Source organism: Rhodococcus sp. P4_E4 (assembly GCF_056401575.1).
Genome location: NZ_JBFUJB010000009.1, coordinates 64926 through 88181, shown reverse-complemented (window position 1 = coordinate 88181; position 23256 = coordinate 64926). Strand labels below are relative to the sequence as shown.

Sequence of the window (23256 nt, the reverse complement as noted above, 5' to 3'; positions counted from 1 at the left end):
ATCGACATGGGCCTGACCACGATCGGCGGACTACCCGCTCACCCACTCCTCGTTCATTTCGTTGTCGTGTTGGTTCCGCTCTCGGCGGTTCTGGTTCTCTGCTCCGTTCTGTGGCCGAGTGCTCGGCGCAGGCTCGGGATCTTCCCACCGGCCATCGCCCTCGTCACGTTGATACTCGTACCGATCACCACCGATGCAGGTGAATGGCTCGAACACAATACGCCTCACAGCGAGTTGATCGAGATTCACGCCGAACTCGGGGATCAACTTCTGATCTGGTCCATCGCGGTGTTCGTGTTCGCGGCGACATGGTGGGTCCTGCATACCAATAGATTCACCGAGTGGCGAAGCACGCGAACTTCACTGTCCGACAGTTCGACGCTGCTCCGAGTCGTGATAGTCGCGATAGCGGCGATCGCAGTTGTCGCGGCAGTGGGTTCGATGGTCCAGGTCTATCGCATCGGTGCGAGCGGAGCGAAGGCAGTCTGGCAGGAGCAGTCGTAGACATCCACCGAGCAAGTCCACGGCAGGAGCGCAATGTGATGATTCGATTTCCCGGTGTCTATGCGCCTCAGAGCGATACCCGTCTTATTTCCGACGCAGTACGCGCCGAGAAGTTGGATGCGTCTTCTCAGGTTCTCGATCTGTGCTCCGGTAGTGGTGCGCTGAGTGTGTGTGCGGCCAAGGCCGGGGCGGGAACGGTTTTCGCCGTGGATATCTCACGACGCGCCGCGGTGTGCACCTGGATGAACGGGCGACTCCGCGGTCACAGAATCCACGCCCGTCACGGAGATCTCCTGACCCCGTTTCACGGTCGTCGATTCGACCTCGTCGTCTCGAACCCGCCTTATGTTCCTTCCGTGGACGACCGTGCGCCGCGCACCGGCCGTGCTCGTAGTTGGGACGGAGGCAACGACGGACGCCTGTTGCTCGATCGCATATGTGCGACGGCACCGGGTGTGCTGCAGAAGGAGGGCACGATATTGCTGATCCAGTCCGCACTCAGCGGCATCGATCGCACCGTCGAACTGCTCGCCGACAACGAACTCGAGCCATCGGTGGTCTCGAGGACCTCGATTCCTTTCGGCCCGGTCTTGCTGTCGCGCAGGCGATACCTGGAGTCGATCGGCGTCATCGACCCTGACCAGGTCACCGAGGAGATCGTCGTGATCCGAGCGAGACGATGACGCCGTTGACAGCCGCACAACGCTCGTTGTGGTTCGCTCAGTCCCTTGACCCGGCCTCGCCGTTTGTCATAGCTCAGTTCGTTGATCTGAACGGTGAACTGGACGCATCTCGGCTGGAATCATCGACAGTCGCCGCGCACCGTGAGTTCGGCGTTGCGGGCCTTCGTCTACGTGTGACGGAGGGAGTGCCCGAATTGGATGAAGACCCTGATCTGACACTGGTCGGCGGAAGGCTGGATTTCCGTCGATACGACGATCCCGTCCGGGCAGCGAAGACGTGGATGAATCGAGAGTGGAGCACGGCAACTCTCGATCCGGATACTGCCCTCACCGTCGCAAATCTGTTGCAGGTCGGCCCTCATCGCTGGTTCTGGTACTACCGTGCGCATCACATCGCACTCGACGGTTACTCCGCTGCACTTCTGATGCGCCGCACCACCGAGATCTATCTGTCCGCTGGTCCGGTGAGGCCGGATCAGGTCGACTCGGTTGTGGCGGATCGCGCGGCGGCGGTTGCCCGCCAGGAAAGCCGATACCGAGAATCACAACGCTGTGTCCGCGATCGAGAATTCTGGCACGAGAAACTCCGGTCAGTTCCTTCACCTCCGTCCTTGGGCACGAGTGTGATGGGCACTTCTTGGGGAAGTACGCTGCGAGCGAGTGGCACAGTGCCACTGTCCGATCTCTCGGCAGCAACCGTGATATCGGCGTTCGCGTCATACGTCGCACTGATGTGTGGTGTCGACGACCTGTGTTTGTCTCTGCCGGTATCCGGACGAGTGACTGCTGCGTCGAGATCGTTGCCAGGCGCGATGTCGAACGTGGTTCCTCTGGTACTTCACGGAGTGGGTGCATCGACCCCATCCTCGGCGGTACGCGTTGTCGAAAGCGCACTGAGCGAGGCACTTCGGCACCAACGTTACCGCCGGGAGGACATGTCCGCTCTGACTGACGGTCGACGGCAGTCAAGAGTGCAATCGTTCGGTCCGGTCGTCAACATCATGTTGTTCGACAGGACCCTGACCTTGGGCGCGGTACGAGGGCACGTCGAGATACTCACGACCGGACCGGTCGACGATATCGCGCTCAACGTCTACCCCGGTTACACAGGGAACATTCGTGTCGATCTCGAGGCCAACGGTGCGCTGTACAGCTCTGCCGAACTTTCTGCGCATCATGATCGATTCGTTCGGTTCCTCGAGGCATTCGTCGACACACCGCCGGATCATCCTGCTCCGCCCCTGTGGACGGATGCCGAGCTGGGAGCCACGACGCCGGCGCGTGGCGAGCCTTCGATCGAGCCCAGAAGTCTTGATTCTCTTCTGCGTTCCGCAGTGAACCACGCTGCCGATTCGGTTGCCATCACCGACGGTGACAGATCGTGGACCTACGGGCACCTCGATCGGATGGCGGGACTCTGGAGTCGGCATTTGAAGTCCGTCGATGTAGGCCCCGATGATGTTGTCGTCGTGACGATCCCGCGATCCATCGAATCGGTCCTGGCAATGTGGGTTGCGGCGCGTGTAGGAGCCACATACGTACCGATCGATCCGGCCCACCCCGCCGAACGGGTCGTGGACATGCTGGGTGTATGCAAACCGAAGATCGGGCTCACGACTTTCGGGCTGCGAAATTCGTTGCCGTACGACCTCGAGTGGCTGTTTTTGGACCGTGACCCCGATGCTTTCGGGCCGTCCTTCGACGCCGAGCCCTCACATGCCGATCATCGGGCTTACATGATCTTCACCTCCGGCTCCACGGGCCGGCCCAAAGCGGTGTCGGTCACTCACCGTGGCCTGGCCAATTTGGCTACCGACATTCGCAAGAAATACGAGCTCGATTCACGCTCTGTCGTAATGCATTGTGCTTCAACCAGTTTTGACACGTCTGTCGTAGAGATGCTCGCTCCCGCTCTGTTCGGCGCCTCGTCGGTGATCTGCCCACCCGAGACCGTTGGTGGTTTCGAGCTGGAAGACCTCATCTGCCGTCATGCCGTGACACATCTACTCGTAACACCTTCGGCGCTCGCAACATTGGCTCCGGAACGGGTGCCGTGTTTGAAATTCCTGATAGTCGGTGGCGAGAAATTACCGCACGAACTGATGCGCCGGTGGGCGCCGTTCGTGCGTGTTCGAAGCGCGTACGGTCCTACCGAGGCGACATGCAGTGTCACCATCACCGACGTCTTGAACGTCGACGATCGTGTGACACTCGGGCGGCTGATGCACGGAGTCGAGGCGGTGGTTCTCGACGCATCGCTCGAGCCGTTGTCCACCGGGGCCGCGGGGGAGCTCTACCTGTCGGGGCCTGGTTTGGCCAGAGGATACGAGGGCAGAGCGGGGGAGACGGCTGCGCGTTTCGTTGCGTCCACTCTTTCAGCGGGCCAGCGTATGTTCCTAAGCGGCGATCGGGTCCGATGGACAGACGACGCCCAACTCGAATTCCTCGGCCGCACAGACGATCAGGTGAAGGTGCGTGGGCGCCGAATCGAACTCGGTGAGATCGATTCCGTCCTGTACGGCCACCCGTCGGTCGAGTTCGCCACGACGTTGGTCCGCGATCTGGCCAACGGTTCGCCGGCGCTGGTGAGTTACGTGAAACTACACTCGGGAATCCTGGACTCGGATGCGAGTATCGAACGCCTTCTGACACAGAAGTTGCCGGAATACATGGTCCCGGTCGTCGTGATTCGCATCGACGCGGTTCCGCTCACCACGAACAAGAAAGTCGATCGGGGCGCGCTCCCCGCTCCTACCTTCGAGCGGAGAGAAGCGGTACGGGTCGCAACACCGATCGAGTCCCGCATCATCCGTACATTCGAGGAAGTGCTCACGGCCACCGAGATCGGCCACAGCGATTCGTTCTTCGATCTCGGGGGAGACTCATTGTCTGCAACTCGAGTGATCGGCCGCCTCAACGCTGATTTCGGCATAAACCTTGGTGTTCGTGATCTGTTCGACTCGCCGAGCGCCGCCGCGCTCGCGAGTTCCTTCGGCCAACACGGCGGACGGGTGCCACCATTGGAACAGGCCGTCGACGCCTCGCCGCCGCTGCTTTCACCCGCACAGGAATACATCGGTCGAGAACTCACCTCTCCTGCTCTGTACAACCTGCCCTTCACAATTCGCGTGCGTGGCAGACTCGACCACGACGCATTGGCTTCGGCCGTACATGACGTAATGGTCAGGCATGAAACACTTCGAACCGTATATCCGGATGTCGCGGGTTCGCCCAGCCCGCTAGTAGTGAATCCGGACCGGATTCCGCGCGGACTTACAGTGGTCGAAGGGAATTCGAGCGATGCAGAATCGATCGTTCACCAGACGCTCTCTCGGGGGTTCGATGTGCGTTCCGAGATCCCCATTCGCTTGATCGTGTGTGCATACGGTCGGGACGATCATCTGTTTGCGGCGGTTGTCCATCACATCGCGGCAGATGGATGGTCTCTCGCCATCCTCGCGCGCGACTTGTCCATCGCGTACGAGGCTCGCGCGCGGAACACGCACCCGACGTGGCCGGAGACCGCGGTGCGGTACTCGGACTACGCCATGTGGCGCACGGAAATTCTGGGAGCGCAGGAGGCGCCTACCGACCTCGCTGTCGGTCAACTCGAACATTGGGCGACGGTTCTCGACGGGGCACCGAGCGAGATTTCTCTGCCACTCGACCACACTCGACCCTCGATGTGGACATTCGGGGCCGGGCGAGTCGAATTCTTGCTTGATCCCGAGACTCATCGCGGGTTGACGACGTCTGCAAAGCGAGCCGAGACCGGGTTGTTCACCGTCGTTCACGCCGTCTTAGCGGCGACACTGAGTGCTCTGTCCGGTGACCACGACATCATCGTCGGTAGCCCGGTCGCAGGCCGCGGCCATCCGAAACTCAACGACCTCGTGGGCATGTTCGTGAACACACTCGTGCTTCGCACATACGTCGACGTTACGGCGGACTTCGACTTTCTTGTAGCCGAGTGCCGCCGAGTAGAACTGTTGGCGCACGGTCACAGTGATGTGCAGTTCGAGCGACTTGTCGACTACCTTGATCCTCCTCGTCATGCGTCGCTGCATCCGTTCTTCCAGGTGGCAATGTCGTTCGAGAATTTCCCTGCCGCAGTGCTCGAATCCGACGGGCTCACCTTCGAGGTCACGCCGCGGCCACTCGACATCGCCAAGTGTGACCTTCATTTTCACTTCGCCGAAGTGTTCGACGAAACCGGTGAACCCGCCGGGATCGAGGCGGCACTCGTCTACTCCGCCGATCTCTTCGACGCAGCCACCGCCACCCTCTTCGCCAAGACCCTGTCCGCAACCGCAGATGCTCTCGTGAAGAGTCCGGATGCGCCGCTGCTCGCGCTGGACACGAGATCGTGACGGTCAGCGTGCGGTGTGTTCCGGAATGCAGACATGCTTGTGGATCTCCCGCGAGAGTTCCGCGACGGTCTCGGTCAGTGCCGTGTTCGCCTCGATCAACTGTCGGAGCTGATTGGTGTTGTCGAGAGTGTGAACCGCAACTTCACTACTGATGGCATCCGCCCGTTTCGCCGAGATCAACAGAATTGCTCCCTGCATGCCGGCAAGCATCGACAAAAATAGATTCAGCAGAATGAAAGGGTAGGGATCGAAACCGCCATCGCCGACGGCGAACTCACCGACACTCCCACCACACACCGACACGCATGGAATCTGTGTGCCGGCACCATCGGAGCCGCTCACGCATCAGAGACCTTGCGAGAAGACGTCGACGTCGCAACCCGCATCGAAGACACAGTCACAGCGCATCTGCGCAACGCGATCACGCAAGCCTGACCCACGACCTCACACGGAGCGCAACTCCAATCCGAGCGGCATCGGCAGACCCGCCTGCTCTGATGCAATGCCGGCCGACTGGGTATTGTCGGCAATCAACTAAATTCGCAGCTTCCATCATAATTCCAGCTCAGGGCCTGTTCAGTTCCCTGTGTGGGCAAGCAATTCAATCGCGTTGCTTTCAAGGGCATCTAGAGCTGCCTTCATAGCATTGATGGACTGGTAAGAGACCACGCGATCGTCTGCCTCACTCGGACCATTGCGGTGCACAGGATCGAAGATCTTACCGGTCTCAAAACACTGCTGCGCCTCCATCGCTGGACCCACCAGCAGCGGATTGACGGTACTGAGCCGAAGTTTACGCACGTTGCGTTTTATCACCTGCGCGTCCGCAGTCATCTCTCGCCCGCTGTCGGTATTCACCCACTCGGCCATGTCGTTCTTGGTCCACGACGGGCTTGCGCTCGTTATGAGGAGGATTTGCGCCGTGGACGTCCAGCGTTTACCCGCATGTACAAGGTCCGCGATCAACTCCCTGAGCTCACTCTTCTGAGTCGCCTCACGTAAGGCCGCCGCCTCTGCCTCGGACCCACTGAGCAATCGATCCTGCAACATGTCCAACTCGATACGTGCGGCACGCTCGGTTGCCCCAACCTGCCGCACGAAAATCGCCCCCTCTGGTACCAAAGACCCTTTGGGTGCCTGATACCCCTTCTGCAGCAACCAGATACGGTCGCCATCACGAGGGGGCTCGACCACGATCACCAATATGGACTCACCGTGAAGCTCCACGGTGTGCGCGTCCCAGTACGGCCGGCCATGTCCGGTGTAACGCTGCACAGCGTTGAAGAGCTCGGCACTATCCGGAACTTTTTGTCCGGCCACAGCACCGGGTTCGACACCGACCAAAACATAACCGACACCTTCGAAGGCCGATCCGGCAACCGCCACAGCACGATTCGCCAAGCCAAGGATCGCGCGCCCGATAGCGAAAGACGCCGATGCACTGGTTATGTCGTCGTATGCAGACTTCCATTCTATGCATCGGCTTTCGTCCTCCGGTGAGGCTTCATGCACCGCCCGCGCGAGCGTGAGCAGTTGGGCCGGCGTCCGCAGCGCGCGAGAGTTGTCAATAGTCAGGGCCATGCCGCAATCCTGCCATCGGACAACAACTTCGCCAGGCGCGCTCTAAGGATCGAGCCAAATGGCTTCGGGTCAGGTCCGCTCGCGGCTCGCGATCTCATCGGATTTACCCACGACAGTGCCCAGAATCAGTTCGGTTCCTCAGAGGCTCGCAGCGACGGAGGTGTCGGTGGGCGCGGATATAGTCGGCGGCGTGTCTGTACAAATTGGTGTCCACGTGGAAATCTCCGGGTTGCGCGACGACCGGGAGCAGGTTGGCATGACGATGCTGCTGACCAAGGTCATGCGGGAACATCGAATGGATGACGAAGTATTCGTCAGCATGCGGGGCAAGGGGGCGGACCTGTCCGTGCACGCCGATTCCGGCGATCACAAGCTGATCTTCAGCGGGTTCTACCGCTGGGCGCCCGACTTCGAGAAAATGCTGACGGCGCGGGCTACCCAGCTGGTGTCGCACGCGCAGGTGCACTACGGCTGGGAGTACGAAGATGAGTTCTGATCCGCGCTTCGCCGGACCGTGGGACGACCGTCTGCCGGATCCGGTGCCTGTCGTCCACCGCGATCTCGACGTGAGCGTGGGCGGCCTAGAGCTGACGACACTGACCCGTGAGCACCTCGAGTACTGGGTGCGTTGTATCCAACTGCAGTGGGGCAACACCTTCATGGTCGTGGCCCGAGCTGACGAACCCGGTCACATCCAGACCTATCGCAACAGCGCCACCGACTTCTACCTCGAATGGTCCGACGCGCCGCCGCCAGCTCCGAGCAGACGGACTGTCGTCAACGACGAAGCACAGATCGTGGCCCTGCTGTGGGCCTGGCTCGAAGGCGATTACACCGAGCTTGACGCACCGGATTGGGAGTCGGTCGACCGCAACTGACAAGCCACGTGATCGTGCAGAGTCATTGAAGTAACGGATGTGGGAAGCCGGATTAGGACCGAATACGTCTCTGAGGTACCGACGGCAGTGCCTCAGAATCGTTCATTGGTGAGGCAGCGTCCCACCGAGACACCACAAGATAATCGGGGTCAGTCAGCACCTTTATGACAGGCTCGGATCATGCAGACCGAAGATTCCGATGAGTTGGCAGCTGGCAGCCGCCCGACCGCCGAGGATGGGCCGTTCACGCTGACAGTCGACGGAGAGATTTTCACCGTGACAATCCGCCCAGAGGCACCCGGCGACTGCGACTACGACTGGGAATCCGGGCCGAACGAAGGCTATGGGTATTCTAGTTTTCAACTCGCCTGCAGCCCATCCACAGTATTCCGGCCGAGCACGATTGGCGAGCATCGCGAGTCGATCCGCGACTTCCTCAGCCAGATCGACCCAGAGACTGGACATCTCGGAGACTAGCCATCCATAACGAAGCTGACCGAGAGTCGATCTGTGCGAGTCTCGCATATGGTCCGCTTCCGATATTTCAGTTTCACTGGCGTCTCAGTAACGTCCTTGGTCTCAACAGGTCAACGCATCACCGACGATAACGGATCAACCCCAGAAGATCGGATCGCCACCGTTTTCGATGTGATCGAGTAAATCCTGAATATGAGGGCTCGGCTCCAAGAACTGGTAGCGGTGAAATTTGAGGTCCCGGTCCCGCCAATACAACGCCCACAACCCGGTTTTCTTCGTGTAATACAGCCGGGCGATCGGGAAACGCGTCCACTCAGGGCCGAGGTCCTCCCGCCACGGCGGCCGGCATTCGCAGATCGTCAGATGACGGGGTGCGATGTCGCATTCGACCCGAATCTCATGACGCAGACGGTCGGGAACCCTACCGGCGCAATACTTCACGACCCGCGCGACATCGAGTTCGGGAAGTCCGGTGGCAGCCATGCCCCCATCATGCCAACCGTCATCGGCGGCCGGCTTCGCTATCCGGTTGCGCAGGAACCGAGCACTCGTTCTTCTCGTTGGCGTGGACTGTCCCAGCCGAGCACACGCCGAGGACGATCGTTGAGTCTGGTCGCGACCCTATTCAGGTCATCTTGGGTGAAACTGCGCAGGTCAGCGTTCCTATGCAGGTACTGCCGCAGCAACCCGTTTGCGTTTTCGTTCGTCCCTCGTTGCCACGGATGGTGCGGGGCGCAAAAGTAGACGGGTATGTCGAGCGCTGCGGTGATGCGCTCGTGTTCGGCCATTTCCCGTCCCCGATCCCAGGTCAGCGAACGACGTAGGTGCGCAGGCAACCTGCTCAGGTAAGTGATCAAAGCGTCCGCTACCGTCTCAGCCCGGTACCCGTCCGGCAATGCCACCACATGCACCGCGCGTGATTGCCGATCTACCAGCGTCGCGACCGCTGACGGGCGGATTCCGAACACGAGGTCACCCTCCAGGTGCCCGGGCTCACTACGATCGTTTGCCGCAGCTCCTCGAAGATCGATCGAGACCATATTTCGTATCCGCCCACGACCGTGGGAGCGTTTCTTCCCGCGTGGTCGACGTATCGGTCGATCGGTACGCAGTTCGTGAAATGCAGTGCTGTCGAATACTTTCCGTGACGGTATGTAGAGGCATCGGTAGATCGTTTCGTGTGAGACCCACATCTGTGGATCGCCTGGGTGCTCGCGCCGAAGCCAGACGGAGATCTGTTGCGGTGACCACTGCTCATGGAGTTTGTCCGTGATGACTGTCCGCAGAATCGGCCGCACACTCAGGGTCGACATTTTGGGGCGGCGAGCGCGGACATAAGCGGCGGTATCGGCGTCTATCGCCCGGTAGTTCTCGCGCCCACCGTTGCGGGCGATTTCGCGTGCAATCGTGGACGGTGATCTTCCGAGTTTCTCGGCGATCGTCCGAGCACTGTCACCGGCGGCGATTCCTCGCGAAACTTCTTCTCGTTCACCTGCGGTGATGTGGCCGGCCCGCCGTGCTCGTGGGACCGGACGGATACCTCCGGACTCCCGTAGGAAACGACGAATTCAGGGCATCGTTTCCCCGAGGACCCGCTCGATTTCTCGTATCGATTCTCCACGGCGATGCAGATCCCAGATCAGGTTCTCCTGCTCCACAGTGAATCCCAATGCCTTACTGCCCATCCATGCCTCCACGATCGCGCATCATCTCATCAGTAGTGATGCGTTGACCTGTTGAGACCAAGAACGATTAGGAGACAGGGCTGCAGAGGGAAGTCTGTCCCGTCCTGGTCGCAACTGCAGAGCGCGTTTGTCGTCAAGACCCGCGGCGGCAAACTCGAAACATTGCGGTGTACGTATGAGCGATTCGAAACTTACCCGGTTACGCAAGTCCACCGCAGCAAAACATCTAGAGTGCTGACGGCCGCCAAAACGATTCACAAAGGAACATAGGAAACGATGAACCTAGTCGTCGATCCGATATTGCAGTCCTAGGTCGGCAATCAATCGAAAGTATGAGTTTCCAAATACAACCACCTAAAGGTTGAAAGATTGTCGATCCAACGCTTGGAATTGACTCAAACACGTCAACTGTATTTCGTTATCGAAATGTTACGGACTTTTCTCGATTTAGTATGAGACCATTCAGTACGTTAGCAATCCATCGAGAACATGAAACCTCGAAGACGTGACTGATTCGCCACAGAGGGATTTCAGATCGCCGCCGAATTCGTAGGCGCGCTATTTTCAGCGCCGCGCATATAGTTCCATGTTTGATTTCCAGCGCCTGAACGTGAAAAGGCATGTCAATCGATACCCTTTTGAGGAGACACCGTGAACAAACTGAATCGAAAGATGACTCTGTGGACCAAGGGGATGGTGATCTCGGCGGCCACGATTCTCGCGGTAGGTACCGGTACCGTTATCGCCGCCGCAGCACCACAAGTACCAGTAAAGCCCACTGATTCCTCGCAAATTTCGGAGGCACCACCGATTCCCACCGACCCTGCCGAGATGGAAATCGAAACGACAGTATCCATCGACCCCGAGGTCGAAGCGACGGAGCCGGCAGACCCCACAGATCCGACTGTGATCGCGCCACGAGCGGGCGGGCGCAACGGATGCACGAACCTCGATGTGCTCGGCGGTCCGCAGAGTTGGTCGGCCTCGGCATATGTTTACGAATGCAAGGGTTTCTTCGGGCATATTCATATCTGGGGGCCAGGAATCGACATCAACTCCCCGACATTGGGAGCACCCTACCTGGCAGTATCCGGCCGAGGAGCCGGCGTTGTCTGCGCCGAAGCGTGGGCTCACGTCAACGGCGGTTATCAATCCTGGGGGCGTCCCTGCCTGACCGTGCACGTCTAGCGGTCATGTCCATTAGACATAACACGAACTAGCGTAGAACCATGTTCGTGACCAGGCTTTTCGAAGTCTGCCTTGACTGCGCAGAACATTGGCCGTCCCGGGAGCGGAAGTCACCCCGCTCTTCGGGACGTGTCACTGGCGAAACACGCCTGGACGAAGTTCAGCGCAAAATTGTCGAACTGGTGACCGCTGCTGGATCTATCCCCGTATATATAGGTGCTGATGCCTCCACTATCGACGGATCATCGGTGGAAGTTATTGCGAGGTATGCAAACATTTCCACTGTTGAATCCGCGCGAGAAGCGCTCGACATTCTTCTGATAGAACATCGTTTACAGCTCCAACCCGTCACTGCGGAAAAGTGGATCGAATTCTCCCAACTAGGGATCCCACGCCAAGCCGTATGCGAATTGCGTGCCAGTGAGGTCTAATGCCTAGAGGCAAAAGTATTTTAGGTACCACTCGTTATCCGATTGCGGCGGCACTTTCAATCGAATTGCTCCAAATTTCAATCAGATGGGCTCCGACCATTTGAAACCAGGCACTGAACTATGCACTGTGTTCAATCCCCGTCCGCAACACGTCAACAGCGATCGCCGCGGATAAGCTTCCGCCAGCGGGACGGCGTGATGGCGATGCTGCACGTTTTGAATGAGGCCGATACGTTCTGCGACGTTACGCCCACGGTAAATGGCGGGCGGTCGTTCTCTGCGTGGATCAGACGCTTGCGGCGGCGAGGAATCGTATGAAGATGAAGTAAGCGGGCGGCGCTACGTTCAGTCACTCTGCTCCGACGGCGACTTTCACCCAACGTCACCGATGCGGGCGGAACCAACAGCGTCGAAATCGGCATGCTCGTCACTGCAGACGCCATCACCGAAGCGCCGGCCACCTAGACCGGGAACATGTACGAATCTCCGAGCTGCCGGTTCCGTCACTGAAACAGTGGGGTGGTGACGAGCTTCAACTTGTAGTCCTGGACCTGTTGAATATCGCCGTAATCGTCCTGGGCCATGATTGTGAAGGACTTCGCCCGTCCACCTTCCATCCGCGAGTAGATGGCGAAGGTCATGAAGAGGTGCCGGGGGTCCACGCCAGGATCCTTGAGGGTCCAGGTCGCAGTTCCCACCGTCGCGTCCCATCCGCTGGCGTTGGTCTTCTTCTTCTCGACCAGTGTGAAGTCGTTCAGCCGAGTCAGGCTCTGGTACGCCTGTACGGTGGCCTGCTCCTCGTCCTTGGCGTACTTTTTCTCCCAGTTGTCGAAAGCGATTGCTCCGGTAGCGATGCTGCCCTCAGGAAGACCTGTCAGGTTGGAGAGAACGGGTCCCTCTGCGTCATCGGTTTCCTCATCCATATTGGAGAGGAATTGCCAACCGTCCACGAGGGGCATGAGGATCTGGGTGTCGGTTCCGGGCCATTCGAACCGCTGATAGTCCACTCCAGGAAGCGGAACCAGGGTGGTCTTGTACTCGGTTGACGTGGGGGCAACGGTCGTGGCGACCGGAGCGCCGGAGACCGTCTCGGTGCAGCCCGAAAGGAGCAGCACGGAGGCCAGCGCTGCCGATGCAACCAGTTGGCTGTTTTTTGGCTTCATGTCGGCGGTTTTCCCTTGTCAGTGCAGGGCGGGAAGCAACGCGCTCACCCCGCCCTGGACGTACAAAATGGACCTGGTCACCACTCCTGGACGATGTCGACGGTGCTCGTCCAGATCGCGGGGTTGTTCACGCTGAACGAGACCTGACCTTGGTGGTTGGCGGTCTCGTCGACCAGCTGACCGATAGTGGCGCGGACGATGGTTCCGTTGTTGTAGATCGAGCCATCGCCGGAATACACGCCCCAGTATTCGCCGGGGATGGCGTTGAGGAAATCAGCGGCGTTGGTGTCGGCGAGGAAACGCGTCTCGTTCTGATCGAACCGAACACCGACATAACCATCTCCGGAATACGGCGTAGCGGCAGAAGCGGCACCCGCCCCGAGGAGAGCGACAGCACCGGCCGCGACCGGTACCAACAGCGCAGCTACTGCCATACGTGAACGGGACATGGAAACCTCCTGTGACGCGAAGGCTGCATCGGCCGCAACCAACTTTGATGTAACTGACGGTATCGCAAAAAGTGGTAACCGAACATTTGCGACAAGATGACCTCGATCACGTTCGAGCGGAGGGGAACTGCCACCGAAGGTTGCGCTAGTGCGAATTGACTAGGCCAAAGGTCACAGGTGCGGCGAAAATCCGCGATGCATCCGTGCGGCCCCCGCTGGATTGGTTGCTCTCCAGTGAATGCTGGGCACTCAATCCGGCCGGTCGGGTCGTGCCTCGTCTGGCGATGACACTTATTGTCGAGGTGCTGCGGAATAGCGCGCAGGTGACTGCGTGAAACTTACCTCTGAACTGCAGAAACAAAAGTGTGTACCCCCCTTTGCTTGATTCGTGTAGGGGGGTACACATATTCTTTTGGCGAAGCGAACGGAACTTCTCAAAGAGATACGAGCATTCGCCAAGGAGGCGGGGCTCGGGATCGATGAGACCGAAGCGGAAATCACACCTAAGTGGTGGTCGGGGGACGGCGCACCGTTGTCGCCCGGCACTCGGAAATCCCCGAGTTGACCGTCAAGGCAATTCGCAAGCAGCTCGGGATGACCGAGGCACGGAAGGGGAAGAAATGAAGGTCACAGCACACGCAGTCCGATCCGGAGACTGGTGGTCGGTGGACGTTCCCGAGGTCGACGGGCTGTTTACCCAGGCCCGGCGTCTCGATCAAATCCCGGCGATGGTCGCAGACGCAGGAGAGTTGCTCACCGACATTCCTGCAGCCGAGTTCGAGGTCACCCTCGACTACGACTTCGATCCGGCCGCACGCCGCGAGATCGAGGAAGTCAAGCAGCTCAACGCAGCCGCTCAGCGAGCGGTCGACGAAGCCTCGCGCCAGTCGCGTGCAGTCGTTCACGACCTTCGGCAGCGGGGTCTGTCTGTCCGCGAGATCGGCGTCATGCTGGGCATCACCCCCTCGCGGGTCTCGCAGCTCGGTAAGGACAAGGCCACGGCCTGAACCATCCATGTGTGGCGTTGCTCGCGCAGGTTGTCGAAGTGGGTGGTTTCACGGGTTCGTGAGAGTGGCAGGGACCTGCGCCCAGACAGCTCTGTGTCGTCGCGGAGTGCGGGCTTTCCTTGCTGCGTTGATCCATTCGATGGCGTCAACAGGCACTGCGCGTGTTCGAGTGGGTCGCGGCGGGGCGTCTGCCTGTCTTCTGTGCCGCCAACAAAGGGCCGTGATGACTGCTGTTGCGACGAGGATGACGGTGGGTGCAGTCAGGTCCTCGGACCTGGCCGTGGCGATCATGGCGGCTATAACGCCGGCCAGCGTTGCGATGAGCGCGGCCGTTGCCCAGTGATTCTTTACTCGGGCGGTGCCGCTGGCGTGTAGTTCGTTGAGGAAGGCGCCGCGCCATTCCTTCGCGTGTGAGGAGTTCACCGCGTTCATTTGTTCGAGTTCGCGGCAGCGTTCACGTTGCGCGTCGAGTTGTGTTTGTGCGCTTGCGGTTTGTGAGGCGGGCGCAGGCACTGTTGCGGCGCGTGGCTTTCGCGCCCCGTTCCTTGCGAACAGCTTGCGGACGAGTTCGTGTCCGAAAGCTGTTGGAGTCGAGAAGTGATCTACTGCAAGACGTTCCGCGTTGCTTGTGTGATCGGCGGCGTGTCCGATCGCAACCATGACCGGTACCGGGCATTGGTGTATGGCACGAGCGAGTTCCGGATCGTTGAATGACCAGAGATCGGTCCAGTGGCCTCCGCCGCGAGTGATCAGGATGAGGTCGGCGCTTCCTTGGTCTATAGCTGCGAGGGCCTTGACGAGCTTTTCTGCAACAGTGTGGCGGTTCATCGAGACGGGTACATGCGTGAACTTTGGGAGTTGGATGGTTCCTTTGCCCTTGTTTTCGATGACCGCTTGAATGTCGGTGACTGCTTTAGAGTTGTCGGGAGACAGGACTGTGACACGTTCGAGCTTCTCGGGCCATGAACCCTTGGGAATGTCGCCGCGATGGGTCAGCTGTTGCACGGCGGTGAGGTGCAGCGTCTCGGCGGCACTCACTGGGCCTTGAATTGTTTTCTCGGGTTGAGCCTGCCGTGCCTGCAACACCAGTCTGTGAGTTGCGGGATGGTAAGTGAGGTCGCCGGCGATGGTTACTCCGGCTCCTACGGTGAAGTGCTGGAGAAAGTTTCGCTGTCTGTGACGGTATAAGGTACTTGCCTACGGCGTCTGTCGTTGGGCGGTCGAACTGAACGGGGATGCTGACTACGGCTCAGTCAACGGGGACTGCGAGTTCCATGGTCCACCCGGACTTTAGTGGCTTCAGTTCGCGGCACTCGCCGGTGATGACCACCCTCATTTTCGAGCTCGAGGCGAGATGTGAACGTACGAGTTCGCCTGCCTCTGTAATGGCAATCAAGGGCCCACGCTTTTCGGCCCACTGCTCCAAGTTTTCCATCCCCCGCCTACTTCCCCTGTGAATTCGATCTTGGGTACGAGCCTGTCAGAGGCCTCCGACAGGTTCGCCGTCGAGGTGCAGGAGGCAGACAGAGCGCGAGGTAGCGAGACGAATCTCGAACATTGCCGCTCAGTTCGTGCGTCCACCAAGGGAGATCGAGCGGTCGGTCGTTGTGGGTACTCGACGGACAGGTGTCTGAGCTGCTCGGAAGGTTCGAACGATTTCGATTCGCGTTGTTTCCGTCGCTCTGCTCGCATCGCGCTTGCGGAATTCTGCGCGTCGTTGGGATTGTTCCGAGCGTCGAAAGTGATCGTGTTCGAGCCTTCGTTCCGTCGGCGAGATGACGGTCCAATCTAGTTGGGTCATTCGCCAGCGTAGGAATTCGCTTGGTCGTGGGATGTGGTTGGGCCATGTCCAGCCTCGTTGTTGGGTGTCTGTGGTGAGTTGGTGTGCGATGTCGCGGCCGGTCCATCGGGTGGTGTCGATTCCGGTTTGTTGGAGGGTGTCGCAGATTGTTCCGATGTGGCCGGCTGGTTTCAGTGTTGGTGCGTGGGCGATGAGTTCGGCTGCTGCGCGTTGGAGGTGGAGGGGTCGGGGTGTGGTTGTTGGTTGGTGTGTTGTCTTGCCCGCGTGCGTTTGTGCGCGCGTTGGTGAGATCTTGAAAGCAAGAGCTTTAAGTGCAAATCCCCCGGAGGGGGATAGGGGGTCACGGTGACCGGATTGTGGATGGTTCCGTGTGGTAGTTCTGAATCGGTATGCGTTGGTGCGCAGTGTGGCTCGGGAGGGTTTTCTGGGTTTTGTGAAGGGAGGGGTGACGGTCGTTGCTACCGGGCGGGGTGTGGTGAGCGTCCAGGTGGAGGCTGCGCGGAATTGGCGGTGGCCGTGGTGCGATTCTGCGGCCATAGCTTCCAGGCGGCTGAGGTAGCGGCCGCGGACGAGTTCTACTGCGACTCCGAGGGCTGTGAGGACTCGTCGGGCGCGTTTGACGGAGGAGGTGCTCACTCCTGCACGGCGGGCGATGGTCTCGCGTGAGGCGGTCACTGATCGTCCGGTTGCGCTTTCGGCGAGGGAGGCGTGGGTGACGGCGACGGCGAAGACGGCTTCGGTGCTGATGGTGTGTTTTGTGCAGAGTTTCGTGCCGGTGGGGGAGTTGAGGAGTGTGCGGACTTGGTGTTGCCAGTGTGTGCGGCTGGTCCAGGTGGGGGTACGGCTGTAGGCGCCGTCGGGGATGGGGAGGGACCAGGAGTTTCCGCGTTGGTTGCTCGTCCGGTTGAGTGTTTCGATGCGGGTGACGTTTTCGGTGGCTTGTTGTACGGCGTGGGCCCATTCGTCGTCGGAGACTGGGGCGTGGCGCGTTGATGGTGAGCCGTCGAGGATTGTGTTGTGTGGAAGTGTTGAAGCTGGTTCAGGGTGTGCGTTACCCTGAGATGTACCTGTCACAGGTAAATCCCTTCAGTGAGTGAAGTAGTGCAGTACAGAAGGCGGAGTGGTTACTTCGGCTTCATCAGTGACAGCGAGCCGGGCATGGCTTTGCTGTTGATTTGGCTCAGTGTGTGGCGAACCCCCGTAAGGGGGTTTCGTCGTTTCTGGACTGCGTCTATGGAGTTGTGTCAAGGTCTTTCGGATGTCACGCTGGGTGGTGGCGGGGCTCCCTTTTTTGGCGGTGTTCGGGTCAGGCCGGGTGTTTATCGAGTGCAGTTGCCGCTGGCGGTCTGTGACGGACACCGGCCCCCGACGTGCGGATCTGTCGCGTGTCGAATGTCAGGAACGTGTGGTGCGAAGCGAAAACACCGCTCCCACAACACCCGCACTCCCCAACGCGACAGCGAGAACGAGCGCAATCACGAATGATTCGCTCGAACGGGGATGTGCAGATCCAGAAGCCCGCGCAGCGCAACCGCAACCTCGTGAATCTGATCGACCGACGCAGTTTCCGGATCGGAGGCAACGAGATCTGCCACGTCGATGAGGTTGTCGCGCAACCCGACCGACAACTCGCGAGGTCCTGCCAGTGCGTCGACGGTGTCCCGGACGATCGTTTCGGCGAGTTGGCGTACCTCGGCCATCTTGGCGTCGGTGGGGAAGGTGATGCCTACTTCTTTCAGGAGCGCTGTGGAGGCGGTGCTGATCATGGATTCGATCAGCGGCGATCGATGCGGTGTTGTTGTCATGATGCTGCCCCCAACTGTGTGGAAGCTGATGATGTGGTGGTGCTTGTGGGATGAATCCAGTGTTCGACGGCCGCAGTGATAGTCGTGCGGGCGGTGGCAGGGTCCTGTGCGGTGATGATGGCGGTGAATGCTGAGGTGACTGCTTCGATCGCGGAGGTCTCGAGTCCGTTGCAGTGGTCGAGTCCGTCGGTGATCAGCTCCAGTGCGGTGTTGAGGACTTCCCAGTGACCGTCCTCGTGCGGTGTATGCGCTGCGATGAGTTCGGTGGTGGGGAGTTGTTCTGCGGCCCACAGTTCTCGCACGTTGAGGGGGTGGATGGGGTGGGCGGTGAGTTGGCACAGTCGGGCGACGGGGGCGCAGACGTGGTCGAGTCCGTCGACGATTGGGGTCATTCCCCAGTGCGGGTGGGTGAGGAGGTCCGCGAGCCATTGCCATCGTTCGGCGGTAAGGCCGGTCGAGGCAGGGGAGGGGAGGGCCCCGGTACTGATCCCGTAGATGATGTCGGGGAGGGGGCGGTGGGGGTTGTTCAGTTCCTTAAGCAGAGGGTGTGTTGTCATGTGGGGCAGTCCAATCGGGTGACGTCGAACGAGGCTTGTGACGTGCAGGTGGGAAGGTCCGCGGAATCCGTCGTACCAGTACGGATAGGTGCGAGGACCGCGGCATGGGAGGGGTCGACCCTCAACGGGCCGTGGGCGTCGATCAGATCGCGGGCATGAAGAACCGCGCGGGAGTCCACATCGATCAACCCGTACAGATCCGGTGAGTCACCGATGTCCGGCTGATCGTGAATGAAGGCGCGGCGACTACGCAGGCGGCCGGCGACTTCGACGAGGATCCACAACCGGTCGTAGCGGTCCCGTACCGGGACATGGCCGTGCGTGTCGGCGAGGATTCCGTACACAGACCACGCTGATTCGAATGACCTCAAGATCAGCGCCGGGAGCTCTTCCGATGCCGGTGTGTTGAGCGATCGGGTGAAGACCGGATCGAACGCCCCCACTATCGAGCTCACGCAGCGCTCCCACGCGAAGTGCCGCGATGCCCGTCGACCCGCCGGTAGTACGAACGCAACACCGCATCCGAGGTAATCGGCCGGCCACGATGACTGAACGGCACACCCGCCCAAATCATCGACCGAGGCGGAGTACCCGCCGCCACCATCGACGACAACTCCTTCCGGCAATCCGCCAAACGCGGGCATCGGAAACACTCAGCCTGCGCATCCACACCCGCGCGATACGAGCCCTCATCCAAATCCCACGATTGAGGATCGACCGCGCACGCCAACACAGTCGGCGGCGGCACCGCGGCCCTCACGCGGCCACCTCCGCATTCCCACGACGGCGCGTTGCTGTCGTCAACGACTCGTACAGGCCCAAGCGTTCACCGTCGACGAGATTGCCGTGACTGTCATACGCATTGCCCGCCATGATCATTCGCTGCGGACCATCCCCACGTTCCACCGACGCGGCCGCATCTATACGGCACTGCGCCAACAACGGGCACACCTCACACGAGGAGATCGCGCGGCGCCACTGCACCACCGTGCGGCCATCCATCTCCCACGACCGCGACTTCCCCGCGCACAAACCCTTACCCGGCTCGGCACCCACAATCGGCACCACGCCCCGAACCTCCAACTCCACACGAACAGCTCGCACAGTCGGGCACACATCGCACTCCGACGAGAAAACGAACCCGCACCGCGCGCACCGACCAACCCGATCAGGATGATGCGAAGCAGCAACCCGAAGAAGATCGTCAGTACTGAACTGCGGCAACACGACCGCAGATGATCCGCGGCCCTCACGGTGCGTCAACTCACGCAACGCGGCCGCAGCCTCCGGGCACAACGGAACAAGCTCCGAACCACTGAAACCGCAACCATCGCAACGCCCGCCGATCGACGAATGCCGCGCAACAAGCCGACGAAGGGCAAGTGTGGAGAGAGCCGCATACCGATTGCGGAACACGTCATCCGGACCTGAGGGGTCCACTAAGATAGACATCGCAGAATCCTTTCTGCATCTGAAGAAAATGCTGGACGGGCGCCAACCCGTTCGGTGCCGTCCCCTGGTCGTTCGCAGCGGTCAGGGGACTTCTGAAGTACTAAATCGTCCGGTGTAGATAAATCTGCGCGTATCCTTCGTGCCTTTCACCTCCCTGAACTGCAGTGTTTGTGGCTCGAACGTCGCGATGTGATTGACTTCATTCTAAACTAGCAGTCTAAACATAGCATGCAAACTGTCGTAATGTGCTTTGAGGCAAGGTGAGGTGGCACGGTGTCTATTCATGGCGATCGACCGAGTCGAAAAGTGAGGCGCGAGCTGCGGGGATTCGACCCCGAGCGGCTTCGGATCGCCCGCTTATCAGCGCGGCTGAGTAAGTCCGAACTCGCTAGGTTATCGCGCGTTGCCGTGAGCACTTACAACCAGTGGGAGTCTGGGAAGTCCAGCCCTCGGGTCGATGCGCTCGCCCGTTGCGCCAATCGGCTCGGGTTGGAAATAACGGATCTCGTCGTGGTTGACATGGCCATGGCTTTTTTAGGGGATTTGCGCGTATCGAGAGGTCTGATCCAATCTGAGCTTGCCCAAGAGATGGGTGTGTCAACGCAATTGGTCGGGTTGTTGGAGCGTGGGCAGGGGGCATTGACCCCGGAGATGGCAACTAAATTCGCTGTCGCCCTAGGCTATTCGCAGGACGAAGTTGTTTCTGCGTACGAGCGAGCTCGTGATCGGCCGCCTCATATGACCCCCTAGTGATTAATGTCGACTGAACGTAATTCAGAATCACACGTAGGCTCATATTGCGCTAGCCATTGAGGTGCTACTCCATAGTAGTATCGCCAAACCGTTGCGAACGGAATCGCATTGGTGTACGGCAGCAAGATTGGGGGAAACGCCAATGTCAAGGGCGAGGCCACCGAGTCTCGGTGACTACATTCGCGTTCTGAGGGAACGCGGCACTGAAGTCGGCGGAGGTATGACGCGGCAGATGTTAGCGACGGCAATGCATACCAGTGTGGCGTACGTGGCCAAGTTGGAAGCAGGACGCGCCAAATCTCCGAGCGTTAGTGTTTTGCAAGCTATTTCAGAGACATTTGAACTGACTCCGCACGAAGTGCGTCATCTCTACAACCTAGCGCGGCAGACCCCGACTGAGCGAGAGTCGGAGCCTGTCACCGACGGTGTTGGCACCCAGATATTCGAGCTCAGGGAGCGCCGTGCGCTGGATGCGCTGAACCCGCATCCTGCAAGCTATCTGGACGAACGGTGGAACCTAATCGCGTGCAACAGCGCTTACGATGAACTCTTTCCTGGCTTGGTTGAGAATGGAAATGTATTGCGCTGGTTCTTTTTCGGTGATCAATCGAGGTCAATTATGGTGGATTGGACCGACGAAGCCAAGCTCACAGTTGCGTGGTTTCGTGCGCTGATGGGTCGGTACTACTATGCAGATTGGGCCCAAAGTCTCCTTTCGGAACTGAATGAAGTCCCGATTTTTAGGGAATTTTGGTCCTTGGGGGAGGTGTCATTCGGGAGAGATAATCCTTTGATGAAAGTGCGGCACCCTGAAACTCGTGAAGTGACAACACTTCACGTTCGTGTCTATACCCATATAGATGGGTATGGCGGTGCTGGCCAGTTCTATCTGGGAGTGAAGTTGCCCAACCGTTGATTTGTTCGTCGCAGAAAACTCTCGATGGCGACATTCACTGGCTCTGCGTGAGTCCAGTTAACTGCGTGCCCAGCACCCGGAATGTCTTCAATGCCTGTCGAGTTCACCAGGGCGCGATGGAGAAGTTCTGCGTGGGCCCTTCTGAAGGACTGGTCGTCTTCGCCGCGAATGATAGTTACAGGGCAATTGATCTCGCCCAAGCGATGCACGACGGAGTCGCGATCCATCAGACACTTGGCTGATGCCCGAATGCGATTTCGATCACTCGTCATCCATCGTTCGATCCAAAGTTCCTGGTCGTGGGATGTGCCGCCGATCAACTGAGGTGCGAGAGACTCCGCGATGGGTCTGAGTGGAAGGTCGCTCATCCACGATTCGAAAAGGGCCTTGTACCCTGTGTTTTCCTCGGTGGTGCTCGAGCATGCGGTGGTGGCTATCAAAATCAACGACTGGACACGTGAAGGAGCGAGGAGAGCGGCTCGCAAGGCGATGAATCCACCCTGCGACATACCGCCAACCGAGGCTTGATCGACGCCTGCGGCGTCGAGAACAGCCAAGAGGTCCGCAGCCTGATCCCAGTAGTCAAAGTCGGTGTGGGTCGAGTACTCGCGTGTTGCGCCGTGGCCCCTTGCGTCATATTGGAGGATTCGGTTGCCCTGGGCGAGATGCTCCCGTTGCTTGTCAAACATCGAACTATCCATCAGGAAGCCATGGGAGAGAATGAGTGCGGGCCCTGGGCCGCCGCTATCCGTAAAGTAGATCTCGGCATCATTGGCGCTGGCGTATGGCATATGCACCTTCCATGCGTGGGTTAGTGAGTACATCAACCACTACACGACGCCGGGTGCTTTGCGAAGTTCGGAGCAACACGAATTGCTAGTTTGGAACGGCGGTTTAGGGTAACCAGCTGTATCGTTCGGAGAGCTACTCGCCACCACAGCTGACGTGCAGATCGATGGTGACTTTCTCTCGTGCTTTCACCAACCAGTGTGGCGGCGTCTTCTGATTTAACTGAACCTCTACGTCACCTGTTTGGGGTACGTCCCAGGTCACACCCGATAGATACTGTTTGTCGCTGCCGAACTTGTTGTTCCATTCGATGTCGTAGTCGAGTGAGCTTTGCGGGGTGGTGAATTCTTGCGCGGCGTAGCTCAGTTGAGTGTTTTCGATGGTGACGGTTTGGGATCCGTGGGTGAGGACTGCATGCCAGCCGTTGGGTGCGGTGATGTCGACGGTGAGGTTGTCGCCTTCGCCTGTGCACTGTGCTTGGACCTGGTTGGCGGCGGGGAGGGTGATCTTGTCGTTGGCTTGTTGGTCGCCGACTCCGATTACCAGGTTTCCTCGCCAGGAGGAGGTTTCAGCTGGTGTGACGGTGCCGGTGCGACCATTGCTTGCGCTGGTGGTGGAGCTGCCGCCCTTGTCGTTGGTGGGTGTCGAGTCCGAGCACGCGGTCAGGATCAGTGGTGCGGCAAGGATCCCAGTGACTGCGATGGCGGTGGTGGTGGTGCGCTTCATGTGTGTTCCCCTCCAATGTGGGTTCGCGGGTCTGTTCGGGT

At 59.5% G+C, this 23256-nt stretch carries 22 protein-coding genes and 1 pseudogene; 10 read left to right on the top strand and 13 right to left on the bottom strand.

Going from position 1 to position 23256, the window contains the following annotated elements:
• Positions 1–6: 6 nt before the first annotated feature.
• The 3 genes from AC1DVN_RS12735 to AC1DVN_RS12725 are packed head-to-tail and all read left to right on the top strand — an operon-like array spanning position 7 to position 5557.
• Positions 7–504: a DUF2231 domain-containing protein gene (locus AC1DVN_RS12735; RefSeq protein ID WP_477993865.1), complete on the top strand. Its 498-nt coding sequence runs from the start codon at positions 7–9 to the stop codon at positions 502–504.
• Between the two features lie 35 nt (positions 505–539).
• Positions 540–1187 carry a HemK2/MTQ2 family protein methyltransferase gene (locus AC1DVN_RS12730; protein ID WP_477993864.1) on the top strand — a complete coding sequence of 216 codons (648 nt, stop codon included), beginning with the start codon at positions 540–542 and terminating at the stop codon, positions 1185–1187.
• On the top strand, positions 1184–5557 hold the full coding sequence (locus tag AC1DVN_RS12725) for an amino acid adenylation domain-containing protein (RefSeq protein ID WP_477993863.1): 4374 nt from the start codon (positions 1184–1186) through the stop codon (positions 5555–5557). Before AC1DVN_RS12730 ends, AC1DVN_RS12725 begins: the two co-directional genes overlap by 4 nt.
• Positions 5558–5560: 3 nt before the next feature.
• On the opposite strand, the gene AC1DVN_RS12720 is transcribed toward AC1DVN_RS12725, so the two are convergent.
• Together AC1DVN_RS12720 and AC1DVN_RS12715 are read right to left on the bottom strand one after the other, a co-directional pair.
• Positions 5561–5767, bottom strand: coding sequence for a hypothetical protein (locus AC1DVN_RS12720; RefSeq protein ID WP_477993875.1), 207 nt, complete (start codon positions 5765–5767; stop codon positions 5561–5563).
• A gap of 366 nt (positions 5768–6133) precedes the next feature.
• Positions 6134–7138, bottom strand: a complete 1005-nt coding sequence (locus AC1DVN_RS12715; RefSeq protein WP_477993862.1) for an RNA-binding domain-containing protein — start codon at positions 7136–7138, stop codon at positions 6134–6136.
• Between the two features lie 190 nt (positions 7139–7328).
• On the opposite strand from AC1DVN_RS12715, the gene AC1DVN_RS12710 reads away from it, so the two are divergent.
• From AC1DVN_RS12710 to AC1DVN_RS12700, 3 genes are all read left to right on the top strand, one after another.
• Positions 7329–7634: a hypothetical protein gene (locus AC1DVN_RS12710; RefSeq protein WP_144440173.1), complete on the top strand. Its 306-nt coding sequence runs from the start codon at positions 7329–7331 to the stop codon at positions 7632–7634.
• On the top strand, positions 7624–8016 hold the full coding sequence (locus tag AC1DVN_RS12705; RefSeq protein WP_477993861.1) for a hypothetical protein: 393 nt from the start codon (positions 7624–7626) through the stop codon (positions 8014–8016). Before AC1DVN_RS12710 ends, AC1DVN_RS12705 begins: the two co-directional genes overlap by 11 nt.
• A 180-nt stretch (positions 8017–8196) precedes the next feature.
• A complete protein-coding gene (locus tag AC1DVN_RS12700; protein ID WP_477993860.1) occupies positions 8197–8493 on the top strand; it encodes a hypothetical protein in 297 nt (98 codons plus the stop codon).
• A gap of 135 nt (positions 8494–8628) precedes the next feature.
• On the opposite strand, the gene AC1DVN_RS12695 is transcribed toward AC1DVN_RS12700, so the two are convergent.
• Positions 8629–8976 (bottom strand): DUF3024 domain-containing protein, encoded by a 348-nt coding sequence (locus tag AC1DVN_RS12695; RefSeq protein WP_279219285.1) that lies wholly within the window; start codon positions 8974–8976, stop codon positions 8629–8631.
• Between the two features lie 38 nt (positions 8977–9014).
• Positions 9015–10178, bottom strand: a pseudogene (locus AC1DVN_RS12690) (IS30 family transposase).
• A gap of 651 nt (positions 10179–10829) precedes the next feature.
• On the opposite strand from AC1DVN_RS12690, the gene AC1DVN_RS12685 reads away from it, so the two are divergent.
• Positions 10830–11366: a hypothetical protein gene (locus AC1DVN_RS12685; RefSeq protein ID WP_477993859.1), complete on the top strand. Its 537-nt coding sequence runs from the start codon at positions 10830–10832 to the stop codon at positions 11364–11366.
• 934 nt (positions 11367–12300) lie between these two features.
• Here the strand turns inward: AC1DVN_RS12685 and AC1DVN_RS12680 are convergent.
• Entirely contained in the window at positions 12301–12960 is a 660-nt protein-coding gene (locus AC1DVN_RS12680) for a hypothetical protein (RefSeq protein ID WP_113683847.1), read from the bottom strand.
• A 77-nt stretch (positions 12961–13037) separates the two neighbouring features.
• The gene (locus AC1DVN_RS12675; protein WP_143173106.1) at positions 13038–13409 is read right to left on the bottom strand and encodes a hypothetical protein; all 372 of its coding nucleotides are present in this window, start codon (positions 13407–13409) and stop codon (positions 13038–13040) included.
• Between the two features lie 620 nt (positions 13410–14029).
• Here AC1DVN_RS12675 and AC1DVN_RS12670 point away from each other — a divergent pair.
• A complete protein-coding gene (locus AC1DVN_RS12670; RefSeq protein WP_042921978.1) occupies positions 14030–14416 on the top strand; it encodes a hypothetical protein in 387 nt (128 codons plus the stop codon).
• Positions 14417–14464: 48 nt separating this feature from the next.
• Here the strand turns inward: AC1DVN_RS12670 and AC1DVN_RS12665 are convergent, their stop codons facing one another.
• From AC1DVN_RS12665 to AC1DVN_RS12645, 5 genes are all read right to left on the bottom strand, one after another.
• A complete protein-coding gene (locus tag AC1DVN_RS12665) occupies positions 14465–15454 on the bottom strand; it encodes an exodeoxyribonuclease VII large subunit (RefSeq protein ID WP_477993858.1) in 990 nt (329 codons plus the stop codon).
• Between the two features lie 2238 nt (positions 15455–17692).
• Entirely contained in the window at positions 17693–18022 is a 330-nt protein-coding gene (locus AC1DVN_RS12660) for a hypothetical protein (protein ID WP_477993857.1), read from the bottom strand.
• Positions 18019–18579 (bottom strand): hypothetical protein, encoded by a 561-nt coding sequence (locus AC1DVN_RS12655; protein ID WP_477993856.1) that lies wholly within the window; start codon positions 18577–18579, stop codon positions 18019–18021. Before AC1DVN_RS12655 ends, AC1DVN_RS12660 begins: the two co-directional genes overlap by 4 nt.
• Positions 18576–19223, bottom strand: a complete 648-nt coding sequence (locus AC1DVN_RS12650; protein ID WP_477993855.1) for a hypothetical protein — start codon at positions 19221–19223, stop codon at positions 18576–18578. The genes AC1DVN_RS12655 and AC1DVN_RS12650 overlap by 4 nt, the downstream gene beginning before the upstream one ends.
• A 112-nt stretch (positions 19224–19335) precedes the next feature.
• Positions 19336–20031, bottom strand: a complete 696-nt coding sequence (locus AC1DVN_RS12645) for a hypothetical protein (RefSeq protein WP_477993854.1) — start codon at positions 20029–20031, stop codon at positions 19336–19338.
• Between the two features lie 273 nt (positions 20032–20304).
• Here AC1DVN_RS12645 and AC1DVN_RS12640 point away from each other — a divergent pair, with 273 nt between their 5' ends.
• The gene (locus AC1DVN_RS12640; protein ID WP_477993853.1) at positions 20305–20781 is read left to right on the top strand and encodes a helix-turn-helix transcriptional regulator; all 477 of its coding nucleotides are present in this window, start codon (positions 20305–20307) and stop codon (positions 20779–20781) included.
• Between the two features lie 145 nt (positions 20782–20926).
• Complete coding sequence (locus AC1DVN_RS12635) at positions 20927–21700, top strand: helix-turn-helix transcriptional regulator (RefSeq protein ID WP_477993852.1); 774 nt, start codon at positions 20927–20929, stop codon at positions 21698–21700.
• On the opposite strand, the gene AC1DVN_RS12630 is transcribed toward AC1DVN_RS12635, so the two are convergent.
• Entirely contained in the window at positions 21670–22491 is an 822-nt protein-coding gene (locus AC1DVN_RS12630) for an alpha/beta fold hydrolase (RefSeq protein ID WP_070386232.1), read from the bottom strand. The genes AC1DVN_RS12635 and AC1DVN_RS12630 overlap by 31 nt on opposite strands.
• A 133-nt stretch (positions 22492–22624) precedes the next feature.
• Complete coding sequence (locus AC1DVN_RS12625) at positions 22625–23215, bottom strand: hypothetical protein (RefSeq protein ID WP_070386195.1); 591 nt, start codon at positions 23213–23215, stop codon at positions 22625–22627.
• Positions 23216–23256: the final 41 nt, after the last annotated feature.